This window comes from Pontibacter litorisediminis (assembly GCF_029360645.1).
Lineage (GTDB): Bacteria > Bacteroidota > Bacteroidia > Cytophagales > Hymenobacteraceae > Pontibacter > Pontibacter litorisediminis.
Genome location: NZ_JARDUA010000003.1, coordinates 341,717 through 366,167, shown reverse-complemented (window position 1 = coordinate 366,167; position 24,451 = coordinate 341,717). Strand labels below are relative to the sequence as shown.

Here is a 24,451-nt window from a genome sequence, read left to right as displayed (position 1 = left end):
TTATGCTAACGCGGTGGAAGTGATGGGTTCTGGTTGGTAGTCTCGGACATCTATCTTACCCGTTACTGCCTCAGATATTAGAGCTGTGCGGTACTCTTGGAGAAGAGTTATTTCTCTCATAACATGGGTGATTGTAGTGTTTATCCTCCCAAGCTCACCTTGGATATATGAAGAAATTTCAAGCTGTTCAGAGTATGGGGGGACTGGCACATATAGGTTCTGTATGTTATCAACCGCTAGTCCCGGCTGTGCCGCAGATTGAGAGTACTGGTTTAGGTTCATGGCCCGTAGTAACTCGCCCAACCAGATAGTGTCATGTTGGCCTAAAATTGAAACAACTACGGCATGCTCTGAAGCCCAGAACTGCCCTTGGGCATAGTTAATATTGCCACACAAAGCACCTTGTCTACCTATTAGGATATAAAATCCCTCATGGGTATAAGATGCCGTATACCCTCTACGCCCATTTCCGCCATACACGGGGTATTCGCCTACTTCCCTATCTATTGAATCGGATGTGATGCTATCTCCACTTTTCAGGCTGGCTAGATACTTTAACTTCTTCACTTCCCAATACGCTGGAACCTTACCGAGCCACGCAACACCACTGTCCTCCATAGGAGCATCAGGGGCCAGCCCTTTGGTGACCGCCTCGTTGATGACCGCTGTCTTTTCCTCTTCCAGCAACGCAATCATTTGCTGCTTCTTCTGGATAAGGGAGTCGATTTGGGAGGTCTTAGATTTAACGAAATCAACTATGGCCTTCTGTTCAGTCAGAGAAGAAGGGTATGCTAGCAGGTAATCTTGTAAGAAAGGGGTGGGTACACGTTTCTGGCCACCGGCACCTGTCATTGCTCCTTCACCAAGCTCCATGAAAAGGTTAGACTTGGTGACGTAGTATAGGAACTCGTTTAAGACTACTTCTTCATGACCCCGGAGCACGTGGAACTCGGTTGAACCAAAGCCAAAGGGACTGTCCAGCTTCTCCAGATACGCCCCCTTACCGTTCTCGAAGCATGGTGTTATCTTGGCGACAATCACATCACACTTCTGAAAGAATGTGAAACCACTCACCAGCTCTTTTATAGGCTTTTTGATTTCGGTATCGATTGTACCGTTCTCCGACACCTTTTCCATCGGCAGGAACGTCACAGGCTGTTCGTCATCTACACCTGCTAGTACATCTGCCTTTGACGGGTTGATGTTAGCCACATATTTTAGCTTCTTCAACTCCCAGTGCTCAGGGACTTCTCCCAGCCACTCTACTCCCGAATTCTTGTAGCTATCGTATTTCTTCATCATACCACTTGGATTAGGAAATTACTTTAGCCACTTCGTCATACACTTCTTCCTCCAACTTCATGATATCAGCCCTGATTTCGTCCAGCGAGCGCAGCGGCTTGTACTGGTAGAAGTACTTGGTGAAGTTGACCTCGTAGCCCACCTTGGTCTTGCTGTGGTCTACCCACGCGTCTGGCACGTGCGGCAGCACCTCCCGAGAAAAGTACTCCTCGATGTCCTCCGTCAGCGGCACGTTCTCGTTGTCGCGCAGCGAGGCGTCCGCCTTCGGGTTTCCTTTCTTATCGGTCACCACATTGCCGTTTTCATTCCGGAGCGGGCGCTCGATGGTGATGCGGCTGTAGCCGAAGTCCGCGTTGTTGAAAATCTTACAGTGCTCACCCTCGGTGAAGTCACCGTAGATTTGGGTGATATCCGCTATCTGCTCCGGGCTAATTTCGTTGCGCTTGTTGCCAAGGCTCTTAGGCATTTTTTCATAAAAACCTACGGCATTCACGAGCTGCACCTTGCCTCTGCGCTCCTTTTGCTTGCGGTTAGTGAGCATCCAAATGTAGGTGGCGATGCCCGTGTTGTAAAAGAGTTGGTCCGGAAGCGCGATGATGGCCTCCAGCAGGTCGTTCTCGATAATCCACCTGCGGATTTCTGACTCCCCGGAACCGGCACCACCGGAGAACAACGGGGAGCCGTTGAACACGATACCGATGCGGGACCCCTCCTCGTTCTGCTTCATCTTGCTTACAAGGTGCTGCAGGAACAGCAGCGAGCCGTCCGAGATGCGCGGCAGCCCGGCACCAAAGCGACCACCGAAACCCTTCTTCTGGTGCTCGTCCTTTATCTGCTTCTCGGCCTTCTTCCACTCCACCCCGAACGGAGGGTTCGTGAGGCAATAGTCAAACCTGTTGTATTCCAGCCCATCGTTCGAGAGCGAGTTACCGAGTTTGATGTTCGTGGGGGTCTGCCCTTTTATGAGCATGTCGGCCTTGCAGATGGCGTACGACTCTGGGTTCAGCTCCTGCCCGAACACTTCCAGACGGGCCTTCGGGTTCAGCTCTTTCAAGTACTCCTCGGCCACCGATAGCATGCCGCCCGTACCCGCGCATACATCGTAGAGGGTCTTCACAATGCCCTCCTGTGTGAGTATCTCCCTGTCATTGAGGAACAGCAGGTTTACCATCAGGCGAATCACTTCGCGTGGCGTGAAGTGCTCCCCTGCCGTCTCGTTCGATATCTCCGCGAACTTGCGTATCAACTCTTCGAAGATGTAGCCCATCTCCATGCTGCTGATTTTCTGCGGATGCAGGTCTATCTCCTGAAAGCGTTTTGTTACCAGAAAAAGCAGGTCCGCCTCCTCCAGCCTGTTCACCTGCTCCTCGAACTTGAAGTATTCCATAATTTCCCGTCCGCCCTCAGAGAAACCGGTGATGTAGTTCCTCAAGTTAGCGGCAAGGTTGTTCGGGTCCGCGACCAGCTTCTCGAAGTCATACTTGCTGCGGTTGTGGAAGTTGAGCTTCGCCTCCGCATTCAGGATGGGGTCGATGTTTTGTACAGGTGAGTGCTTCAACGACTCGAACCGACTCAGAACGTTTGGCTTGGTCTTCTCCAGCACGCAGTCCAATCGCCTCAGGATGGTAAAGGGCAGTATCACTTTGCCATACTCCGCCTGCTTGTAGTCCCCGCGCAGCAAATCGGCCACCGACCAGATGAAGTTGGCGTACTCTCTAAAATTTATCATGGGTATAGGTAATCTTCTCTCAGATGTTCTTTGCCACAAGATAAAATATAAGATTTAGAATATTAAATGAAATTTGGGATATTGTGGGGAGGACACGAGTGCGCTGTACTCCACATTGTAGGGAAGTTAGCAAGACTAGATACTGATTTGGCCCAAATCAGTCGTTGGGATTTAAATGGGGATATACGTAATAAAGATTTTTGCCTACATAAATATCCTCTGAACGATATACCAACTTGTCATGGCCAACATAAAAATTTCTCCCAAACCAGCTCTCCACATACTTTCTGGAACAGAAAACAACATTTCTTTGATGATTGCTTTCTTCCCACACTTTATCTTGGTAGTCCTGACGTTCCTTTTTTGAATCAAAGGCCATAAATGTATTGTAGGGTCTACCGTTGTAAGTCTGAAATGGCCCTGTAGGACCTACGTGTGCGTAAAATCTCATAGTAGTTTTTTATTATTTGTTTGTTATCTACTACAAAGGTAAAAATTAGTTTATTCATAAAATGTAGGAATATTTTCATCACACTATATGTAGGAATAAAAATCTAACTTATACGTTTAAACGCAACCAAGGCATTTTTTTATTATTTTGAATGATTCTAAATTTAAAATAAGTATAAAATAATCTTATCCCCTAGAATTTTGAGTTGCAATTCGTAGAATGCTAATAGGGCTTTTGAACTAGAGACGATGCCTTTTGATTGTGTACAAGGGTACGAAGCACAGGTAGTACTTCTGTCGATATTGCTGAACTAGTAGAGCAAGACTATAAGAACTTACCTCCATAGCAAGTCATACAGACAACTACTCCCGGTGCCTGCCCCTCAAATAGTATTGATTCTTCAGATTATTTATACCAGCTTATGTGCGGAAGATACTCAGTTATACCAAAGGCCAAAGGCGACTCGCGAGTTGCCAAGCTTCTGGCAGAAAGAATGCAGGAAGGGCGTTACAACGCAGCGCCTTCCCAAAGTTTACCTGTGGTAACAGGTGACAAGCCTGACACTATACAGTACTTCTCGTGGGGCTTGCAGCCTTTCTGGGCAAAGGACGCCAAGGCGGTCAAGCGCTCCATCAACGCGCGAGCGGAGACGCTTACCGAGAAACCATCTTTCCGCACGCTTCTCAAATCCAAGCGCTGTTTGGTGCCAGCGGACGGGTTCTTTGAGTGGCAGAAGACGGAGCACGGAAAGGTGCCGCACCGCATCCTATTGAAGAGTGAAGAGCTGTTCTCCTTCGCTGGGCTTTGGGATGAGTGGGCGGACAAGGGTACCGGGGAGGTGCTGCACACCTTCACCATCATCACCACCGAAGCCAATAAACTGGTGAGGCCCATCCATGACCGCATGCCCGTCATGCTCTCCCCCGAAGCGGAGGAACTGTGGCTGGACGAGCACGAGACACAAGAGGACCTGCTGTCTTTGTTGAAGCCTTTTGAGGCAGCCCAGATGAAGGAGTACCCGGTGTCCACGCTGGTCAACTCCCCGTTAAACAACGTGCCAGAGGTGCTGAACTCACTATAACATGGAAAGATGAGAAGACTGCTCAACGACTTCATGTGCCTGTTCTCAGGCGATGACAAGCACTATTCGACTAAGGAGATGCTTATGTTCTACACATTACTTGTAACCATATTAGTTCTGTTCTTCCTCTTCTCCTTCAACAGGTAAGCCACGGATGGAGTGATTTTCATGAAGCCCGAGTAGATGTCACTGCTCCCCAGACAGGCTGGATGCGAATAAATAAAACTAATATATTTAGCTTTTATAGTTTTTGCGCCCGTATATTGTGCTAATATTTTTAGTGCTTAAGACTAAGAGTTGGTTGATATGTGCAGCGCAAAGATTATTCCTATTGACTCCCACCTGCTGGAGCACCTGAACTTCGATTACTTGGAAGGTGTAGAACTTCCTCTATTCGCCTCCTACGTCTCAGCCGGGTTCCCCTCCCCAGCGGACGATTACCTTGAGGGCCGCATTGACCTCGGCAAGTACCTCGTGCAGAACCCCACGTCCACCTTTATGATGCGGGTGAAAGGTAACTCCATGGTCGATGCCAACATCCATGACGGAGACATACTGGTGATTGACAAGTCCCTGAAGGCATCCGATGGTGTGCCCGTGGTGTGCTTTCTGGACGGGGAGTTCACGGTCAAGACGTTCAAGAAAGAAGGCAACAAGGCCTACCTGATGCCAGCCAATCCAGCCTACACGCCCATAGAGGTGACCGAGGAGATGGACATGCGCGTGTGGGGCGTGGTGGTCTGGATACTGCACAAGCCGGTGAGGCTATGACCAGCCTCTTCGCGCTCTGCGACTGCAACAACTTCTACGCCTCCTGTGAGCGTGTGTTCAACCCCTCGCTGAACGGCAAGCCGGTGGTGGTGCTCAGTAATAACGATGGCTGCGTGATAGCCCGTAGCAACGAGGCCAAGGCCTTGGGCATACCGATGGGAGAGCCGTACTTTAAAATCCGGAATCTGGTGGAGCGGGGGCATGTGCATGCCTTCTCCTCCAACTATGTGCTGTATGGCGATATGTCGGACCGCGTGATGCAGACGCTCTCGCTGTTCACCCCTAATGTGGAGGTGTACTCCATCGATGAGTGCTTCCTCGACCTCGGGGACTTCTATGACATCGACCTCTTCTCCTACGCTTGGGAGATAAAGCGCACGGTGACGCAGTGGACAGGCATACCCGTGAGCTTGGGCGTGGCCTCTACGAAGGCCTTGGCGAAGGTGGCCAACAAACTGGCCAAGAAGTCGCCAAAGGCAAACGGGGTGTTGGTGCTGACGGACCCGTACCACATACAGAAGGCGCTGCAGGCGACTAAGGTGGAGGATGTGTGGGGTATCGGGGGGCAGTACGCCAAGTTCCTCAGTAAGCGCAACATCAACACCGCGCACGACTTCACCCAGCTATCGGAGAACTGGGTGCGGCAGCACATGACGGTAGTGGGGGTGCGGCTGCTGAAAGAGCTGCGGGGGGAGTCGTGTCTGGAGCTTGAGGAGGTCGCGCCACCCAAGAAAGGCATCTGCACGTCCAGAAGCTTCGGTAAGAAGGTGAACACGCTCGATGAGCTGCTGGAAGCCACCGCCTCCTATGCCGCCAAGTGCGCCAAAAAGCTACGACAGCAGAAGTCCTGCGCGAGGTTCATTACGGTGTTCGTCACTACCAACAGATTCTCCGAGAATGACAGGCAGTACTACAACAGCAAGACCATCTGCATGCCGGTAGCGACCAACTCGGACATTGAGCTGATTCACTACGCCAGCATCGCCTTAAAGGAGATTTACCGGGAAGGTTACTGGTACAAGAAGTCCGGGGTGATAGTGACCGAAATTGTCCCGGATAACCAACTGCAGCTCGACCTGCTGGACACGGTCGACCGGGAGAAGCACGCGAGGTTGATGACTGTCATGGATGGGCTTACGGACCGGTTCGGTAGGAGCAAGGTGAGGGTAGCTGCGCAGGGGGTAGACAGTTCATGGCAGTTGAAGAGCGACTTCAAGTCCCCCTGCTACACGACACGGATAGAGGAGATTCAGCAGGTGCGCGTTTAACTGCTTCTGGTACATTAGTGTGAGGTGTTACATCATATAAAAACTTTATCTTAGGGTTCTAGATAGACATTTAAATCTATTGCCAAGCACAACCTACAATGAAAACTATCTTTAAATGGTCCCTTGCAGTTGTTACTGTTGGACTCCTAGCCTATAACCTCTTCCCTGAGCAAGAGCTAACTCCCGGCACGGCTATAGATAGGCTAATAGTGTACAAGTCAGAGAGGAAGCTGCTGGCCTATGCGGATAACCAGTTAGTCAAGACCTATACTATATCCTTGGGCCGCAAGCCTGATGGCCGTAAGGAATTCGAGGGGGATAGGAGGACTCCAGAAGGCACCTACACCATCAACGATAAGAACCCTAACAGCGCCTATCACAAAAATCTGGGCATCTCTTACCCGAGCGCGGACGACATCGCTCATGCAAAGAAGCTGGGCAAACCAGTTGGAGGAGCAATTAAAATTCACGGTCTCCGTAATGGCACTAGTGTCATTGGCAAGTTACATAGGTGGGCGGACTGGACGCAAGGGTGTATAGCCGTGACGAATGATGAGATTAGCGAGCTTTACGAGGCAGTAGCGGTGGGGACTCCTATCGAGATTCACCCATAAGCCTGACCAAAGCAGCAAGTATTTTAATAAACGAAGCTTTAACTGGTATACCAGTAACCATGGCGCTGGCGCAGCGCTTCGCCTTTTTTGCCCTCCTAGTTTTCTGCCTCTTATTAATAATGCTTCCGCCTAGTACCCTATAGTCCTGTAGTCCATTGATTTAAAGTACTACGCATCCTCATCAAACGTGGCGTCATACTTTGACACAAACTCATGCATAATTTTTCCTGCGTATCATTATATAAAATTAAAATTTAATATATTTAGAAAGAACAATCCAATTCACCCCGTAAGCGATGGCTTCTATACAGCCCCATTGTTTCTTTAAGGAAAAAAGGAACACGTCCGAGATTAAATCCGAGATACTGAACAAGTACTTCAAGGCTTGGTGTGGAATACTGCTACACGGACAGAGATTCAAGAAGATTGATACGGTACTTTACGTTGACTTATACTCAGGTCAGGGGTATTACGAGGATGGTCAGCCTTCAACTCCCATTAAGATTTTGGAGAGCATTCATAGAAGCTCTGGTGAAAGGATAGACCTGAATAAGAGTGTCAAAACTTTCTTCAATGACTCAACCAAGTCGGTGGTGGAGAAGCTGAAAACCAACCTGAGTTCTTTGCCATTCTATGAGGAACTGCACCACGCCCCTTTAGTGCTTAACGAAAAGGCCAACCAGCGTCTACTCGTGAACCTGCTCAACAGCAGCAATCCATCTCTTACCTTCATAGACCCTTTCGGCTACAGCTTCTCGCAGGAAATGCTTTTGCAGTCAGTAAAGAACTGGGGCTCTGACCTGTTTATGCTATTTAACGTGAACAGGATACGTTCAGCGGTACTGAACGAAAACGTCACCGAGTTGATGAAGGAAATCTTCGGAGAACGCATTGACGACATCAGAGAATACTACAAGCGAGAAAAAAAACCCAAGAAGCGCGAGGCCTACATCATCGACTCCTTCGAAGGAATCTTCCGTCAGAGAAACTACCTGACCTTCAAGTTCAAGATTAACTTTCCGCACCGGAACCAGACAAGCCATTACTTGGTCTTTGTCACCAAGGCCAAAATCGCTTATATGAGAATAAAGGAAATCATGGCGCAGTACAGTGACTTCCAAGAGGATGGTGTCCCATTGTTTGGGGCCAACCAGAAACGCCTGCGCCTCTTGATACCGGACTACCACAGGTACTTGCCCTACTCTATAATCAAACTTACGGAGGACCTTTATAGGAAAAAGGCCCTATATGACCGATGCTCAATAAAGGATGTGTTCGAAAGGCATAACATCGGCACCAACTATATCAAGGAGAACTATAAGGGGGCGTTTCGCCTGCTCCGCGAGCAAGGGTTGTTGGACATCAGAGACGCAAAGAAGGGAGGACCTGTGGGCAAAATCACCTACACCTCAATCATCTGCTTCAACTAATTAATTTAGCAAAACTAACATTACTAGCATATAAACGTTTATATTTATGGCACAAGGATATAACAGGTTTGGTGGTGCGTGGACCCAGAAGAAGATTCGCATCTTCATGGAGTACCTGAACGCCTACCTCACCATTATGAACAAGTACAGATTTGAGCTGGTTTACTTTGATGGGTTTGCTGGATGCGGTACGATTGATGCAACTCCCTCAGAAAGCCCGAAGCTGGACCTAGGATTGACAGACTCGTTAATTGAGGGTGTTGCGGCAAAAGTTCTAAGCATCGACCACCCAAAGCAGTTCGATATATACTACTTGGTTGAGCTGGATAACGCGAAGTGCAGCACGCTTGACACGTCACTGAAAGAGAGGTTTCCGGGCAAAAACATATTCTGTGTTTCAAATGACTGCAACGTAAAGTTGAAGGCTTTGGCTGACTTTTTAAGGAAGAACCCTAACCACAGGGCCTTGGCATTTATAGACCCCTTTGGTATGGCTCTGGACTGGGAGTCGCTGGCTGCATGCGCAGGGCTTGGCATTGACCTGTGGGTTCTGTTACCTTCGGGCGTTGCCGCCAACAGGCTGCTCACTGCGGATGGCAACATCTCGGAAGCGTGGATGGGGAGATTGGAGCGCTTTTTAGGCCTAACTGAAACCGATATTAGGATGCACTTTTACAGAACAACAACCTCAATGACCCTTTTTGGAGACGAGGTCACGCAGTTACAGAAGCAGGACGATAGTATTAACAAGATAGCAGAGCTATATTCGCAGCAGCTTGGGAAAATCTGGGAACACGTGAGTAGGCCTTACGTGATGAAGGGCAAGAACAGAAACACACTGTACCATTTCATATGTGCAAGCAACAATAAGGCTGGCCTGCGCATCTCAAATGATATCATCAGGAAGTACTCAACACGATAAACATTATACCTATGGCAGAATCAAGTATAGAATGGACCGAGGTCACGTGGAACCCAACAACCGGGTGTACCAAAATATCTCAAGGGTGTAAGTTCTGCTATGCTGAGGTTATGACTAAGAGGCTACAAGCAATGGGATTGGAGAAGTACAGCAGCGGCTTCAAAAAAGTAGTTGTACACCCGGAGGTGCTGGACCAACCCCGTAAGTGGAAGCCGTCCGTGATTTTCGTAAATAGCATGAGCGACCTATTCCACGAGGATGTGCCGCTGAGTTTCGTGCAGCAGGTTTTCAAAGTAATGAACGAGTGCCCGCAGCATACCTTCCAGATACTCACCAAAAGAGCCGAACGATTAGAGGAACTTTCTCCTTTACTGAGCTGGACCCCCAATATTTGGATGGGCGTGTCTGTGGAGGATGAAGCCGTAACATTCAGAGTTGACCACCTGAGGCGAACTGGTGCAGAGGTCAAGTTCCTGTCTTTGGAGCCTCTTATCGGTCCGCTGCCAAATCTTAACCTTCATAATATTGATTGGGTTATAGTAGGCGGTGAGTCCGGAAGAAACCCCAGACCCATGAGAGCTGAATGGGTGATTGACATTCAGGCTCAATGTGAAAGAGCCAGAGTGGCCTTCTTCTTCAAACAGTGGGGCGGGAGGAATAAGAAAGCAGCAGGGAGACAGCTAAATGGAAGAACCTATGACGCTATGCCCGAGAGGCTCATCCTTATATGATAAGAGAAGTTGCCGTTAAACCTTAGTCTCTCACCTCCAACTCATCAGAATCAACCCTACTGCATATACTGGCTCCTAATGTGATGCACCTACCGTTGAAGAGCACCCGCTCAGCCTCAACAATCTTAAGGACTGGAAGAAAATATAAAGCTAGATTCACTATATTAATGTAGCACAATGTATTAGTGTACGTATCATAAGTACGTACCTCAGCATATCTCAACATGTAGAGCAATGAAAAAAACTGCCTTACCCCTTATGTTACTAGTGCTACTGTTGATATCCGGGTGTCTGGATAAAGAGGAAGACATTACCGGGCCAGTCTGCCTAACAGGCTGTACCACCATTCAGGGCAAGCTCACAACGGGCACGGGCTCCGCCCCGCTCGGGTCGGCCATTCTCACCCTTGAATGGGTCAATACCCGCTACCTCTCTGGTGGTACCATCCGGAAGAAGGCAACCGCCAAGACTGACGCGGACGGAAACTACCAACTCGCCTTTCAGGTGAGGGACGATGAGTTGGGAGAAGGCTACTTCAACGTGGACATTGCCGTTGACACCGTTCAGTACATGCTGTGTGGCAAGGACAACTACAGCTTCACCTTCTTTGAGATGAAGCGCGACACCACCATTGAGGTGAATTCCTTCATTCCCCGCAAGGCATTCTTGGAGCTGCGCCTGAGCAATCCAGAGCAGGTGAAGACCTCCGACTACTTTGCAAGCACCGTGTACTCACCGGTCGGGGTGGACGGAGAACAATCCTGCGGGAAAGTAGAGACGTGGCGAAGCGACTACTCATCTACGCGGGTGGTGGAGGTCGCGGCCGAACAGCCGGTCGTGATAGACACGAGGAAGACAAAGGACGGGGTGCAGACCGTGACCATGGACACGCTGCTCCTATCAGTCGGCCAGCGTGTGGTGCGCACCGTGGAGTTCTAGCTGGATGTGCGGCTGTCCCCGCTGGGGATTATCTGCTCTGGTTTAGGTCAGGTCAACCCGAATACAACTCGGTGGCCCTCACGGTAGAGGAGTAGGGCGCGCGGTGAGCCTAAAGACATCTCTTTTGGTGAAAGAAGAGCCTAGAAATACTGAATGTGGGTACTTAATATGGTGCATTTTATAAAAACTCTGCTACACTACTTGTAACAGAGGTTTGTTCGAGTCCCCTGCGGACGCATCCCCCTACCACCTTGTTCCTTCGGAGTCATCTTGTTATCTTTGTGTAGTGAAAGCTCTGACTATCATATTAGCTATTTTGGTTATGGCACTCTCCACCATGCCGTGCTGCCCTGATGAGGGGTGCTCCATGGGTGAGGTAACCACCGAGCAGAGCGACAGCCACACGGACAAGACAGAAGCATGCTCACCCTTCTATAGCTGCGCTGCCTGCGTGGGCTTCACCATATCCGGGTTCTATGCTGGGCCAGTCACGCTTTCAATAAAGCCGAGCAGCCACGTTACGGCTTACGCCCAGCACCCCTTTCCCCAGCCCATGTATGCCATCTGGCAACCTCCCAAGATAGCCTAATGCCTCTCCGTGACGCTGTCACCATGCTTGCGGCACATTTCTGTGCCTGCACGTAATCCTTTATCGCATTAGACTTTCCAAAATGAAGAAGTATATCTTTCTGCTGCTCATGCTCATGGGCAGCACACTGGCGTATAGCCAGCACACACTCAGAGCCATCGTCCGAGATGGCGCTACCAAGCAGCCCTTGATTGGAGCCACGGCAGCCGTAACAGGCACCACCATAGGGGCAGCCACGGACGCTACCGGGGCAGTCGAACTCACGGGCATCCCGGTAGGAACGCAAGTCATCAGGTTCAGCTACGTGGGCTACGAGGACCGGCTGGACACGCTCAACTTCCCCCTCTCTCAGACTGCGCCTATTGTGGTACTGATGCAGCAGGGCGGGGAAGAGCTGGAAGAGGTGGTCATCTCCACCACCCGCAGTAGCCGTACCATCGAGGATATCCCCACCCGAGTGGAGGCCATCACATCAGAAGAGCTGGGAGAGAAGGCGAACATGAAGCCGGGTGACATCCGGATGCTGCTCAGCGAGAGCACAGGCATCCTGACGCAGCAGACCTCGGCCACCAGTGCCAACGCCAACATCCGCATTCAGGGTCTTGATGGCCGTTACACCCAGATTCTGCAGGACGGTCTCCCGCTCTACTCCGGATTTTCCAGCGGGCTGAGCATCATGCAGATTCCCCCATTGAACCTATATCAGGTGGAAGTCATCAAGGGCAGCTCGTCCACGCTCTACGGTGGCGGTGCCATAGCCGGGCTGGTGAACCTGATTACCAAGAGGCCCACAGAGGAGGGTGAACTCTCCCTCATGGCGAACGTGACCAGTGCGGGCGGGCTTGACCTGAGCGGCTTCTACGGCAAACGTTACGGCAAGCTGGGGGCCACAGTGTTTGCGTCCCGAAACGCCAACAGAGCCTACGACCCTGCCGACATCGGCTTCTCCGCTATCCCAGAGTTTGAACGCTACACAGTGAATCCGAGGCTGTACTACTACCCGGGCGAGCGCACCGAGCTATCCTTCGGAGTGAACGCCTCCAAGGAGGACAGGCTAGGAGGTGATTTGCGCTACATTGACGGGGACGGGGGCGACTTCTACTTCGAGGAGAACAGCACCGAGAGGCTGTCCACACAGCTCAGCTTCGAGCATCGGCTCTCCGACAGCGCCATGGTATCGGTGAAGAACAGCCTGAGCCTCTTTGACCGGGACATTGCTGTGCCGGGCTACGACTTTCAAGGGGAGCAGACCGCCAGCTTCACTGAGGTAGCCTACAGTGTAAACAGTGGCAAGTCAGACTGGGTCATCGGGGCCAACCTCTGGACGGACAAGTTCTCGGAGCAGAAGGCGGATGTAACTGGTTCGAGGGACTACGACTACACCATCATCGGTGCCTTTGCCCAGAACACCTTTTCGCCTGTGGAATGGCTCGTGCTGGAATCCGGGCTGAGGACCGACTATGTGACGCCTACTCCAGCCAACAAGAGCAAAGGTTTGTTCGTGCTTCCGAGGGTCTCAGCCCTGTTCAGGATAAGCGAGCGGCTGACTTCCCGTATCGGGGGCGGCATGGGCTACAAGACCCCGACTATCTTCACACAGGAGGCGGAGGATGTCACGTTCCGCAACATCCTTCCGCTGAACATCAGCCAGACGGAGGCAGAAACCTCCATAGGCGGTAACGCTGACCTCAACTTCAACACCCTTATCAGTGAGGACCTCACGTTCAGTGTCAACCATATGTTCTTCTACACCTACCTCGACAACCCGCTTATCCTTACCCTGCGCCCCGACAACCTGTATGAATTCCGGAACGCCAGCGGGCACGTGGACTCCAAGGGCGTGGAGACAAACATGAAGTTCGGCTACGAGTGGGTGAAGCTCTTCCTCGGCTACACCTACACCGATGCCCGGCAGCACTACAACGGCACCGTGGCCGACATGCCACTCACGCCCAAGCACCGGGTGAACACGGTGCTGATGCTGGAAAAAGAGGACAACTTCCGCATCGGGCTGGAAGCGTACTACTTCTCCCCACAGCGACTAACTGATGGCAGTTGGGGGCGTGACTACTGGATAAACGGGCTGATGCTAGAGAAGATGTTCGAGCGCTTCTCCCTGTTCCTTAACTTCGAGAACATCTTTGACACGAGGCAGAGCAAGTTCGGCAGCATCTACACTGGCAGCATGCGAAACCCGAAGTTCAGCGAAATATACGCCCCTGTGGACGGCAGGGTCATCAACGGGGGTATCAAACTTAACTTACTGTAAACAATGACAATGGAAAAATCAACTTTTAAGATACAGCAGATGGACTGCGCATCCGAAGAGAGTATGGTGCGGATGAAACTCGAAGGCGTACAGGCAGTAAAGGGATTGGACTTCGACTTGCAGAAACGCCAGTTGACCGTGCTGCACTCCGGGGAACTAGCGACTATAGAAGATAGAATCCACTCCCTTGGTTTAGGGTCCTCGCTGTTGTCCACCGAGGCAACGGAGCAGGAAGCAACTGTTGAGGATGCCCAAGCCCAGAGGAGGCTCCTGTGGACCGTGCTGGCGATTAACTTCGGTTTCTTTGTGGTGGAGATGGCCACCGGCATCATCTCCAAGTCGATGGGGCTAGTGGCCGATTCCTTGGACATGCTGGCCGACTCACTGGTGTATGCCCTGAGCCTGTTTGCAGTGGGCAGCACAATGGCCAGAAAGAAGGGCATTGCCAAGGCAAGCGGCTACTTTCAGCTTACCTTGGCCGCCATTGGCTTTCTGGAAGTGGCGAGAAGGGTCATCGGGGACGAGCCTATGCCGGACTTCGAAACAATGATTGTCGTCTCCATCCTTGCGCTGGTAGCCAATGCAGTCTGCCTGTACCTGTTGCAGAAGGGCAAGAGCAAGGAGGCGCATATGCAGGCAAGCATGATATTCACCTCGAACGACATCATCATCAACGGGGGCGTGATTCTAGCTGGCGTGCTGGTGCTGCTCACGGACTCCGCCCTGCCTGACTTGATAGTAGGCGCTATCGTCTTCGTGGTCGTCATCCGGGGGGCGTTCAGGATTCTAAAGTTGGCAAAGTAATCCCTTTGAGCCTGTCTCCCATACGCAGGTAAGACAGGCTCGAAGGGCTACTAAAACACCTATAAATCTTAAATATGGGTAGTTTTTATGGTGCATATTGAAAAAAGACGCCAATATTCCTCAGAATGAGCACTTGTTGTAGTCCGCTGTGGACCCCAACCGTAATTCCACATGCTCCTCCCCTGCCTCTCCACCTCCGTCAGCTCATGAACAAGCGCAGGTAGACGCCCATTTTACTGGACAGCTCATGTAACTATAGGCACATGTCTAGGAGGTGACGAGTTCCTCTTCCTTCCCGTACCATTTTCGCTTGAACCAGAAGGCCACGTTCACGAGCAATATCAGCGCTGGCACCTCCACCAGCGGACCAATCACGCCAGCGAACGCCTGACCTGAGTTGATGCCGAAGATGCCGATGGCAACGGCTATGGCCAGCTCAAAGTTGTTGCCCGTGGCGGTGAAGGAGATGGCCGTGTTCTTGGAATAATCAGCACCCAACACTTTGCCGAGGATGAAGCTGACCACAAACATGATGGTAAAGTAGAGCAACAGCGGAATGGCTATCTTCACCACATCAAACGGAATTTGCACTATCAGCTCCCCTTTCAGGCTGAACATCAGCACGATGGTGAACAGCAACGCAATCAGCGTGATGGGCGAGATGAAGGGGATATACTTGTTGTTGAACCAGTCCAGCCCTTTCCATCTTATCAGCCCGTAGCGGCTCACAACGCCAGCGAAGAACGGGATGCCAAGGTAAATCAGCACGCTCTCGGCAATCTGGCCGATGGTGATGTTAATCTCAGACCCCGTCACCCCGAAGTAGGGCGGGAGCACCGAGATGAACAGGTAGGCGTAGAGGCTGTAGAAGAAAATCTGGAAGACGCTGTTGAGCGCCACCAGCCCTGCGGCATACTCCCGGTTGCCCTCCGCCAGCTCGTTCCAGACCATGACCATGGCGATGCAGCGGGCGATGCCAATCAGTATCAGGCCCACCATGTACTCGGGCTGGTCATGGAAGAAAAGGATGGCCAGAAAGAACATCAGCAGTGGGCCGATGACCCAGTTGAGCAGCAGCGACATCGTCAGCACCTTGACGTTTTTGAACACCTCCCCCATCTTCTCGTAGCGCACCTTCGCCAGCGGGGGGTACATCATCAGGATAAGGCCGATGGCCAGCGGCACGTTGGTCGTCCCGCTGGACAGGGAGTTGATAAACCCGGAGGACTCGGGCAAAAAGTAGCCGATGCCCACGCCAAGAAACATGGCGAGGAATATCCACAGGGTCAGGTAGCGGTCAAAGAACCTGAGTTTTTTCCGCTGGTGGGTGGGGGCGCAGTTGGTAGCACTCATATCTCTCTCCGTTTAGCAGCCCTTGCGCAGGTTCTCCGCGTAGGCGTTTGGCAAAATAGATTCCTCCACTGCCCGGGCGGCCTTCTCGTAGTCATACTTGAAGCGGATGAACTCCACCTCTATGCTATTCTTGTCCAGCACCGAGCTGTTGTCGTTTATCGTGAGCATCACGTAGCCGCCCCGGTTGTCTCCGTCCTTGGGCTTGCCCACCGAGCCGATGTTGATGGCGTGGCGGTAGTGGGGCTGACCCTCGTCCCCCGAGTCCAGTATGCGGTGGTAGGGCTTGTGGGTGTGGCCGAAGCACAGGATGTCGGCATCCGCGTCCCTCATGATGCGCAGCAGGCTCTTCTCATCGCGGTCCTCGAACAGGTACTCGTTTATCTTCCTCGGGCTGCCGTGCACGAGCAGCAGGTTGAGCTTGTCCTCGTTGAGCTGGTACTCTATTTTGAGGTGCGCTGGCAGCGTGCGCAGGTACTGGCGCTGCGCGGGCTTGATGATGTCGTTGGTGAAGGAGATGGAGACGGCCCCGTTGGCTTTCTCCTCCTCGGTCTTGTAGGCGCAGCCGCACTCGTTACTCGCCCTGCCGATGCCGAAGTCGTAGTTCCCGGCAATGGTCGGGATGTTGCGCCTACGGATTTCGTCAATCACCTCGTTGGGCCAGATGTTGTAGCCCACAAGGTCCCCGAGGCAGTAGATGAAGTCCGGCTTCCGGCTGTCCACATCGGCAAAGAACGCCTCCAAGGCGGGCAAGTTGGCGTGGATGTCGCTAAAGAGCGCTATCTTACTCATAGAGTCTATTGTATAGGATGGATTGATGAAGCAGAGTAGCCGCTTAGCAGCAGCCGCCTCCCGGTGTGCAGGCGTTGCCCGTTGACACTACTTTCAGTTGCTCGACCGGGATGCCGCACTTATCCGGGGCAAGGCAGTTGGTGGTCTTGGAGAGCAGCACGAAATCCTTGCCGTTGAAGCCAAGGTCGTATTTGCCGATGGTATCGCTCTGGTACTCCACCTCAATTTCGAGGTCCTCCATGCCCAGCGCCTTCTCCGAGAGTGCGATGATGCCCAGCAGCTTCTGCGGCTTCAGGCGGTGGTCAAAGTCATTGGCGTCCCAGAGCTGGAAGTTGGCTACCTTCTCGTTGCGCACGGTACCCCCGCAGTCGATGAAATGCTTGGTCACCACGCCCACCTCGGTCACATGGAAATGCTCGGGCACCATCGCCCCGTTATCCAGCACGAAATTCACCGCCTCAGCGGTTTGCAGGATGCTCTTTACTTCAGATAGTTTCATGGTATTCGGATTTGATGTTTAACAACAGGTTGTGTTCTGGCTCCTGACGCCTTCCAGCACGGTGGCGAAGTAACCGTCAAGGTACTCGAAGGCACGCTCATCGAGGCAGTAGCAGACGGAGTTGCCCTCCACGGTGCCTTTGATGATGCCAGCGTTTTTGAGTTCTTTCAGGTGCTGGGAGACGGTTGCCTGCGCCAGCGGCAGCTCGCTCACGATGTCCCCGCACACGCAGGCCTTTGCCTTGAGCAGGTGCTCGATGATGGCCACCCGCGCGGGGTGGCCCAGCGCCTTCAACAGCATGGCCGTCTTGTTCTGCGCTTCTGTATAATTCTCGGTTTTGGTTAGTCCCATAGTTCCCAATTGCTTCATCGTAATATTACGATTAACTTTCCAATACGAAGAACAGTTCCATCGTTTTTTTTTACATGCACCAGTAAAAAAGCCAGAGGGGCGGTACTCTGCGCACCGCCCCTCTGGCAAATCACTGTTAGCAGTATGTTTATTTTATAGAGCAGCTTCCATCGCAGGCTGGTTCGTTAACTGCCTCGCTCACGCGGGCATCTATCCCATCGTTCCCGTCCCACTGCTCCATCACCTCAGGAGCGGGTCTGGCGTTGATGCCCTCCCCGTACACGGTGGCGGTGCCGTGGGTGTAGAAGGCTTCCCAGTCCACTCCCTGCGGGTCTGTTATCCATGATTTCTGGCTCTTGGAGTAGCAGCAGGTGCACTCGCCTTCCTCGAACACGGTGCCTTTGGCTTGCTGCATGTTGGCGTAGACGCCCTGTAATTCTTCATCGGTGTCCACCTGTAAGCCCAGATGCTCGATGCCCATTTCGGCATGGCCGGTGGAGATGGCGAAGTTCACCCGGGGGTCTTCCAGCATCCACTTGGCGTAGTCGGGCTTAGCCACGGTGGCTTCCGTGCCGAACAGGGCGTTGTAGAAGGCGATGCTTTCGGCTAGGTTCTTTACTCTGACGTGTACGTGAAATCTTTTCATGGCTGTGTCAATCTTGCGTTTAGTTCTTGTTTGTAAGGAAGACTGACCAGCTTCGAAAAAGACGCAGGGTTTACTCGATTTTTTTTCTGTGGCGCTGCAACTGCTCGCAGCTCTCCTTCACGCTGAACCCAATGACGTTGCCGCTGGCATCGGTGTCTATCGTGCAGCAGGTCTGTATCTCTTTCTGTAGCATTTCCCTTGCCCGCTGGATACGGCTCTTGGCGGCACTCAGACCCAGATTCAACTGCTCGGCAATGTCGGCCTGCTTCACTCCTTCTATGTCCGACAGGTACAGGGGACGCGCGTACTTCTCGGGTAGCAGGTTGATTAACGGCTCCACGTACTCAGCCAGTTCACGCCATACTATGTTGTCTTCCTCATGGCTCGGCTCGGGCATTTCATCGGTGAATTTCTTTTGCCTGCGCCAGTGGTCCACGATAGCATGGTTGGCAATCTGGAACAGCCATGAGTCCAGCTTCTGGATTTCCCTGTCCGAGCAGCAGGCATTGTAGACCTTCATGAGCACCTCCTGCATGATGTCATTTGCTGCGTCTACATCCTTTACCCGGCTGACGATGTAGGCCGTCAACGCCTTCTGGTACTCCAGCCAAAGGGATGATGCTTGGCTGTATTTTATTATTTTCATATGGTGTGGGCGAGTTACCGATTGCGGGGCATGACGAATCTTTCTGATACCGGCAGGGAGCGAGGCTCCCTGTCGACCACAGCGACTATAATATAGCTTTCAACTTCTTCGGGTCAGGTTTATATGCGTACTGTTCTCGGAATCCATCATCTATCAACAGGGTCCTTCCAACGACCTCCTCGTATTTTAAGCTGAGGTCCTCTTCCAGAATAAATTTCGCGATACCGGGATACTCAAAGCTCCGGATGTAACCGCCCCGGCTGTGGGTCCAGTTATTGACGGTAGGTTTGGTTACTTTCAGGATATCGGCTACGGTTTGAATTTTATACATCGGTTGGGTAAAGTCAATCGCCTTACCATGGTTCCTACTGATGGCCAGTCGTCTGTTGCTCACAACCGATTCCATCATTTTGTGGAATCGGTCAAGCCCCCGAAGTATAAACTCCAGTTCCTCTGCATCGGAGTTCTTCCGACTCCTCAGGGCCAGCCGGTTGTCTACCCACTCTTCCACCAAATACCCTACCTCCTTCAACTCAGCGCTATTCGCCTCGCTACAGGTCGTGATGACGTGGGAGATGGTTCGCATGCTGCCTTCTAAGCTTCGCACCATGCGGAGCACCTGCTTCCGTCTGATGCGTTCTTCCTCTAACTGTTCGTCTGTATACATCATATCATATTAAGGCGTTTGACCACACGTCCACGCTCTTCTGCTCTACCACCTGCTTGGCGAGCTTTACATACTTGGAGAAGTCTTTAGAGTTGCTCGCATGGCCTGAGATTTCCTGCACTTCGAGAGGAGTCATACCCAGCATCAAGAAGCTGGTAATCCCGCTCCTGCGCATGCAATGAGAGCTTATGAACTTTTCGGGCTTTACGAACTCATAGTGGTGCTGACCCTTTTTCGTTCGTACTCTCTTCACATCAGTATGCCAGTTGTTCCCGATGATATCCAGTTGTCCCTGCTCCTTCAACTGGTCGAGGTGTTTCTTAAATGCTTTGGCCATGTCTTTCAAGTTCTCGTTAAACTTCACGCTCGTGATGGCCGGCAAGAGCGTCCTGTATTGGTGGCGATACTTCTCAATGATGGCCACAGCAACGGGATTCAGCTTTATCCTGATTGGCTTCCTCGTCTTCTGGACGATAGTATGGATGAAGTACTCGCCATTCAGCACTTGCAAGTCCTTCTCCGTGAGGCCCAGCAGGTTTTCGACTCGAAGGCAAGTAAATACGCCCATCAGAAAGGTGTCTTTCGTGCGCTCTACCTTTTGGTCCTCAGTAGGCATTTTGTGCAGTAGCTTTATCTCATCTGGATACAGAACAAGTATCTCGATATCCTCCTTCCAGACCTTCCACTTCTTGGTGTTCACAGCCACCGGAATGAGCCCACTGTCATAAGCCCAGTTCAGGCATGTGGTAATAATTTTTACTGCTTTACCTGTGTGGTTGTCGTAGCAATCCAGCGTGGTCCAGTAGTAGTCACAGAGCTTGTGGTAGAAGGAATCATCAATTTGGTCCCAATCCAATGAATGCATCTTCTGGAACTTGTAGAGGTTTGAAAGGACAGACTGGTAAGATTTGACTGTGTTGACCGATAACTTCACACCCTTGTCGTTCGCCCGCGCGCCAGACTTGCTGTCGGCTACGAACTTTTCGAAGCACTCTATAAAAGTGAGTTGCCGTGGTGCCTCACGTGCAGCGGGCAGAGCGCCAGTTTTCACGTAAGTAGCAATTTCTTTAGCTGTCAGCTTGGGATGGTCGTCCAATGCGGCCTGCACTTTCTTTGTCAGTTCCCGAATGTGCCTGTTCTTCTCATCGATATCATCCAGCCCGCATGACTTATGGAGTAAGCCGCTGCTGTTCAGGCGGTCAATTTTTATTCCAGCGGGAACGCGGATATGCTGCTGTTTCCGGGAGGCGCAGATGTAGACATACCCCTTGTAAATTTTGGCTTTTGCTATCAAGGTCGTTCAATTTTGAGATTATCCATGCACCACGCCCATTCACCATACATTCGTAAATTTCACCATTAAAATACAAAACAACAAATTTTTGTAAAATGACAAATCGGCCTAGTTTGAACGCAACCTAAGATTTATGACATTTTGTAAAACGTATCGTAAGATTCATGATGGTCCCTTCGTGACCACCGAAAAGCCTCTTAGCACTACGCTGAGAGGCTTTTTTTATTTTACTAAACACAGCCGCTGCCTCTTGTTTTAGGCTGTTTCCTCCCTGCCATACTTCACGGATCTATTTTCCTGCGCCGGAAGGCATCAGGTATTAAGTAAACTCAGGCGCTGTAGTAATTTCCTGTTTCCCCGCTCCCCTGGTTGTAAATCCCTGTTTTCAACCTAACTTTATGAGGTTTTTGATCATACCATGCTAGACCTTCTTTTACTCCTTGTGGGCTTTGTTGCCCTTATATTTGGCGCTTCCAAGTTAGTGGACGGCGCCTCCAGCCTCGCCTCTAGGCTTGGCGTTCCGAACATCGTTATAGGCCTGACGATTGTAGCCTTCGGCACCTCAGCCCCCGAGCTGGTGGTTAACCTTTTTGCCTCCATCAACAACAACACGGAGATGGTACTCGGCAACGTACTGGGCAGTAACATCTTCAACGTGCTCGGCATCCTGGGCATTTCGGCTTTGATTTACCCCCTCTCTGTAAAAAATAACACCACCTGGCTAGAGGTGCCCCTAAGCTTCTTGGCGGCTGTGGCCGTGTTGGTTACTGCCAGCGATGCTTTCCTGGATGGCAGCGCCACCAGTGCCATATCCAGAACAGACGGGCTGATCCTGCTGCTCTTCTTTTCAATTTTCCTGGTGTACAACATTACCCTGGCCGTGGGTGGGGCGAACCAGGAGGAGACACCCGCAGAGCAGTATACCTTCCTCAAGTCCTTCATTTTCCTGATCATAGGCCTTGCAGGCCTGGTTATTGGTGGCAGGCTGATCGTGACGAGCGCTGTCAGCATTGCGCAGCTCTTCGGCATGTCTGAGCGCCTGATCGGCCTGACGATTGTTTCCATAGGCACTTCCCTTCCCGAGCTGGCCACATCGGTGGTGGCGGTGCGCAAACGGAACGTAGACATCGCCATTGGCAATGTTGTTGGATCCAACATCTTCAACATCTTCTTTATCCTGGGCATATCTACCATAGTTACTCCGCTTACGGTGCAGCCAAGCTCTATCATGGATATCTCCGTGAACATACTCGCCGGGCTGTTGTTGTTTGTCTTCATCTTTACCGGAAGAGGCAGGCAGCTGGCGCGTTGGGAGGGCGGCATACTGCTGGCGCTATACGTGGCATATTTGGCCGTGCTTGTGATGCAGTAGCGTGGCGCAACAGGGATAGATAGGGCGGCGGGCCAGAGGCAGCAGGTGTACTGCCTCTGGCCCGCCGCATTTTACCCAAGGCTGCCTCTGCTCCAGGGAACCTGCGCCTGCGCCAGCGCACTGTATGCGTAACCCCATCCCTGTGGAGCCGTTACAGTTGATGGTATTGGCAGAGGCTTCCGCTCCGGTAAACACCTTCGCTAAACCAGACGACCTGCTCTTATCTCAGGCCTAAGCACCATAGCATCACCATGCACCATCAGCCAAACCTTACTATCTACCCCACTCTTTCAGGTGGCATCCGGCAGCTGCTCCTTTGCGGCATCCTGTTGTTAGCGGTTGCATTCCCTGCTGCCTCTTTCGGGCAGGAGCCAGTGCAGGACTCAGTGGAAGCGGCTGCGCCCACCTGGCCCGAGGACACGCTGGGCAGGCGCACGCCCCGTGGCACGGTTAACGGTTTTATTGAGGCCGTGGCCGATCAGGACTACACGAAAGCTGCCTTCTATCTGGATCTAAACACCCCATCAGGCGCTGTAAAAGACGGTGCCGGAACAGCAAGAGCCTTGCAGCGGCTACTGGACCAAAGCAGCAGGCTGCTGCCCAGGGCCTGGATCAGCGACGATCCCTCAGGTTACCAGAAAGATGACCTTGGGCAAAACCTGGACCGCGTGGGTACGGCTACCGTTAACGGGGAGTCGTTCGATATACTTTTAGAGAAGACAGAAGGCCCTGACGGGGGTCCCATATGGCTGTTTTCTTCCCAAACGATCCAAAAGTTACCTACCGCAACCGAGGAAGCCCCCGTCACCATCACGGACAGGCTGCTACCGACCGTACTGCAGGAAAACAAGTGGGGAGGAGTGCCCATAGGTCATTGGCTGGCCATGCTGGCAGTGGCCGTGACCTCGTACCTTATTGCCTGGGGCATTACGTCAGCCGCTGCTGCGCTGGTTCGTTTTATCTGGCGCAAAACCCGCGAGGAGCCTACTTACGGTATTATCAAGGCATTCTCCCTGCCAATACGGCTGTACCTGGCCACTTGGATTCTGGTGGCGCTAAGCCAAAGGGTGGGCATCTCCATCATTGTGCGGCAGCGCTTAAGTGAGCTTACCATAATCATAGGGCTGGTTGCCGTGCTCCTGCTGCTGTGGCGGCTGGTGGATGTTATCGCTAGCTTTAGCCAGCGCCGCCTGACGGAGCGCCGCAGCATGTCCGGTATCTCTATCGTGCTCTTCCTGCGCCGGGGGGCAAAGGTAGCCCTCCTTGTACTGGGTTCGATAGCCGTACTTGGCACCTTGGGCTTTGATGTGACGACAGGCCTGGCTGCCCTGGGCATAGGTGGTATTGCACTGGCACTTGGGGCCCAGAAAACAGTGGAGAACTTTGTTGGCAGTGTCACCCTGCTTGCCGACCAGCCTGTCCGGGTTGGCGACTTCTGCAAGGTAGGCGACACAACCGGCACAGTGGAGCAGATCGGGATGCGCTCCACCCGCCTCCGAACCGCAGAACGCACTATTGTCACGATTCCTAACGGCGATTTCTCCTCCCAAAAGATCGAGAACTACGCGCACCGGGACCGCTTTCTGTTTAACCCAAGCCTCCGGCTGCGCTACGACACTGCGCCGACGCAGGCACAGGCTGTCCTGCAGTCGCTACGCGAGCTCTTAGCCGCCCACCCAAAGCTAGACAAGGCAAGCAACAGGGTACGCCTGACGGCGGTCGGCACAGACGCGCTGCAGGTAGATGTTTTCACCTACATCCTCACCAGCGATTTTAACGAGCACTTGGAGGTTAAGGAGGAGCTGATTTTAGGAATACTGGAGGTGGTGCATACGACGGGCAAAGGATTTGCCCTGCCTGCACAGCGGCTCTTTGTAACGGATGAGCAGGCAAGGGAAGGCAGTTGAGTATCCGGGGCAGGCACCGCTAATAAG

23 protein-coding genes are annotated in these 24,451 nt (G+C 52.1%); 13 read left to right on the top strand and 10 right to left on the bottom strand.

All coding sequences use genetic code 11. From position 1 onward, the window contains the following. Positions 1 to 1,302, bottom strand: coding sequence for a restriction endonuclease subunit S (locus PXG97_RS11565; protein WP_276497906.1), 1,302 nt, complete (start codon positions 1,300 to 1,302; stop codon positions 1 to 3). A gap of 10 nt (positions 1,303 to 1,312) precedes the next feature. After that, a complete protein-coding gene (locus PXG97_RS11560; protein WP_276497905.1) occupies positions 1,313 to 3,031 on the bottom strand; it encodes a type I restriction-modification system subunit M in 1,719 nt (572 codons plus the stop codon). A gap of 872 nt (positions 3,032 to 3,903) precedes the next feature. Here PXG97_RS11560 and PXG97_RS11555 point away from each other — a divergent pair. From PXG97_RS11555 to PXG97_RS11505, 11 genes are all read left to right on the top strand, one after another. Continuing rightward, a complete protein-coding gene (locus PXG97_RS11555) occupies positions 3,904 to 4,563 on the top strand; it encodes an SOS response-associated peptidase (protein WP_276497904.1) in 660 nt (219 codons plus the stop codon). A gap of 306 nt (positions 4,564 to 4,869) precedes the next feature. Beyond that, positions 4,870 to 5,334, top strand: coding sequence for a LexA family protein (locus PXG97_RS11550; protein ID WP_276497903.1), 465 nt, complete (start codon positions 4,870 to 4,872; stop codon positions 5,332 to 5,334). Continuing rightward, entirely contained in the window at positions 5,331 to 6,602 is a 1,272-nt protein-coding gene (locus PXG97_RS11545) for a Y-family DNA polymerase (RefSeq protein ID WP_276497902.1), read from the top strand. Before PXG97_RS11550 ends, PXG97_RS11545 begins: the two co-directional genes overlap by 4 nt. A gap of 98 nt (positions 6,603 to 6,700) precedes the next feature. Continuing rightward, complete coding sequence (locus tag PXG97_RS11540; protein ID WP_276497901.1) at positions 6,701 to 7,216, top strand: L,D-transpeptidase family protein; 516 nt, start codon at positions 6,701 to 6,703, stop codon at positions 7,214 to 7,216. A 296-nt stretch (positions 7,217 to 7,512) separates the two neighbouring features. Further along, complete coding sequence (tcmP, locus tag PXG97_RS11535) at positions 7,513 to 8,646, top strand: three-Cys-motif partner protein TcmP (RefSeq protein WP_276497900.1); 1,134 nt, start codon at positions 7,513 to 7,515, stop codon at positions 8,644 to 8,646. 46 nt (positions 8,647 to 8,692) lie between these two features. Beyond that, positions 8,693 to 9,568: a three-Cys-motif partner protein TcmP gene (tcmP, locus tag PXG97_RS11530; RefSeq protein ID WP_276497899.1), complete on the top strand. Its 876-nt coding sequence runs from the start codon at positions 8,693 to 8,695 to the stop codon at positions 9,566 to 9,568. A gap of 11 nt (positions 9,569 to 9,579) precedes the next feature. Further along, on the top strand, positions 9,580 to 10,299 hold the full coding sequence (locus tag PXG97_RS11525) for a DUF5131 family protein (protein WP_276497898.1): 720 nt from the start codon (positions 9,580 to 9,582) through the stop codon (positions 10,297 to 10,299). A gap of 258 nt (positions 10,300 to 10,557) precedes the next feature. Then, positions 10,558 to 11,238, top strand: a complete 681-nt coding sequence (locus PXG97_RS11520) for a hypothetical protein (RefSeq protein ID WP_276497897.1) — start codon at positions 10,558 to 10,560, stop codon at positions 11,236 to 11,238. Between the two features lie 322 nt (positions 11,239 to 11,560). Next, positions 11,561 to 11,827, top strand: coding sequence for a hypothetical protein (locus tag PXG97_RS11515; protein WP_276497896.1), 267 nt, complete (start codon positions 11,561 to 11,563; stop codon positions 11,825 to 11,827). 82 nt (positions 11,828 to 11,909) lie between these two features. After that, entirely contained in the window at positions 11,910 to 14,096 is a 2,187-nt protein-coding gene (locus PXG97_RS11510; protein WP_276497895.1) for a TonB-dependent receptor, read from the top strand. A gap of 9 nt (positions 14,097 to 14,105) precedes the next feature. Continuing rightward, positions 14,106 to 14,900, top strand: a complete 795-nt coding sequence (locus PXG97_RS11505; RefSeq protein ID WP_276497894.1) for a cation efflux transmembrane domain-containing protein — start codon at positions 14,106 to 14,108, stop codon at positions 14,898 to 14,900. Between the two features lie 267 nt (positions 14,901 to 15,167). Here PXG97_RS11505 and arsB read toward each other — a convergent pair whose 3' ends face one another. From arsB to PXG97_RS11465, 8 genes are all read right to left on the bottom strand, one after another. Then, complete coding sequence (arsB, locus tag PXG97_RS11500) at positions 15,168 to 16,253, bottom strand: ACR3 family arsenite efflux transporter (protein ID WP_276497893.1); 1,086 nt, start codon at positions 16,251 to 16,253, stop codon at positions 15,168 to 15,170. A 12-nt stretch (positions 16,254 to 16,265) separates the two neighbouring features. Next, the gene (locus PXG97_RS11495) at positions 16,266 to 17,042 is read right to left on the bottom strand and encodes a metallophosphoesterase family protein (protein WP_276497892.1); all 777 of its coding nucleotides are present in this window, start codon (positions 17,040 to 17,042) and stop codon (positions 16,266 to 16,268) included. A gap of 43 nt (positions 17,043 to 17,085) precedes the next feature. Beyond that, complete coding sequence (locus PXG97_RS11490; protein WP_276497891.1) at positions 17,086 to 17,541, bottom strand: DUF6428 family protein; 456 nt, start codon at positions 17,539 to 17,541, stop codon at positions 17,086 to 17,088. A gap of 18 nt (positions 17,542 to 17,559) precedes the next feature. Then, positions 17,560 to 17,892 carry an ArsR/SmtB family transcription factor gene (locus PXG97_RS11485; protein ID WP_276497890.1) on the bottom strand — a complete coding sequence of 111 codons (333 nt, stop codon included), beginning with the start codon at positions 17,890 to 17,892 and terminating at the stop codon, positions 17,560 to 17,562. 148 nt (positions 17,893 to 18,040) lie between these two features. Continuing rightward, positions 18,041 to 18,538, bottom strand: coding sequence for an ArsI/CadI family heavy metal resistance metalloenzyme (locus tag PXG97_RS11480; RefSeq protein ID WP_276497889.1), 498 nt, complete (start codon positions 18,536 to 18,538; stop codon positions 18,041 to 18,043). A gap of 70 nt (positions 18,539 to 18,608) precedes the next feature. After that, positions 18,609 to 19,184, bottom strand: a complete 576-nt coding sequence (locus PXG97_RS11475; protein ID WP_276497888.1) for a sigma-70 family RNA polymerase sigma factor — start codon at positions 19,182 to 19,184, stop codon at positions 18,609 to 18,611. A gap of 85 nt (positions 19,185 to 19,269) precedes the next feature. After that, the gene (locus tag PXG97_RS11470; RefSeq protein ID WP_276497887.1) at positions 19,270 to 19,854 is read right to left on the bottom strand and encodes a hypothetical protein; all 585 of its coding nucleotides are present in this window, start codon (positions 19,852 to 19,854) and stop codon (positions 19,270 to 19,272) included. 1 nt (position 19,855) lies between these two features. Then, positions 19,856 to 20,902 carry a tyrosine-type recombinase/integrase gene (locus PXG97_RS11465; protein ID WP_276497886.1) on the bottom strand — a complete coding sequence of 349 codons (1,047 nt, stop codon included), beginning with the start codon at positions 20,900 to 20,902 and terminating at the stop codon, positions 19,856 to 19,858. A gap of 661 nt (positions 20,903 to 21,563) precedes the next feature. On the opposite strand from PXG97_RS11465, the gene PXG97_RS11460 reads away from it, so the two are divergent. Next, positions 21,564 to 22,517 (top strand): calcium/sodium antiporter, encoded by a 954-nt coding sequence (locus PXG97_RS11460; RefSeq protein ID WP_276497885.1) that lies wholly within the window; start codon positions 21,564 to 21,566, stop codon positions 22,515 to 22,517. Positions 22,518 to 22,768: 251 nt separating this feature from the next. Then, complete coding sequence (locus PXG97_RS11455) at positions 22,769 to 24,424, top strand: mechanosensitive ion channel family protein (RefSeq protein WP_276497884.1); 1,656 nt, start codon at positions 22,769 to 22,771, stop codon at positions 24,422 to 24,424. The last annotated feature ends 27 nt before the right edge of the window (positions 24,425 to 24,451 follow it).